At 66.1% G+C, this 239-nt stretch carries 1 pseudogene; it reads right to left on the bottom strand.

Annotation, left to right across the window (positions count from 1 at the left end):
* Nucleotides 1-185 (bottom strand): annotated as a pseudogene (locus KVS69_RS20440) (acyl-CoA dehydrogenase); the annotation flags it as partial.
* Nucleotides 186-239: the final 54 nt, after the last annotated feature.

Here is a 239-nt window from a genome sequence, read left to right as displayed (position 1 = left end):
ATGTAGCCGTGGCCACCGAAGCACTGCTGGGCGTTGTAGGTGTTCTCGATGCCCCATTCGGTCTGTCAGGCCTTGGAGATCGGGGTGAGGAAGCTCACCAGGGTCTCGGCGCGCTCGCGTTCGCCGGCATCGTCGGCGGGGTGGGCCACGTCGATCAGGGTGGCCGCGTGCAGTGCAAGCAGGCGGGGGGTTTCCCCTAATCACCTGTTCGGGTGCTGCATGCGGTGCCCGGTCGTGTA

It is taken from the genome of Stenotrophomonas sp. GbtcB23 (genome assembly GCF_019091045.1).
In the GTDB taxonomy this organism is placed as follows: Bacteria; Pseudomonadota; Gammaproteobacteria; order Xanthomonadales; family Xanthomonadaceae; genus Stenotrophomonas; species Stenotrophomonas rhizophila_A.
Note: the sequence above shows the minus strand (reverse complement) of the source record. Positions and strands in the feature narration are given on the sequence as shown.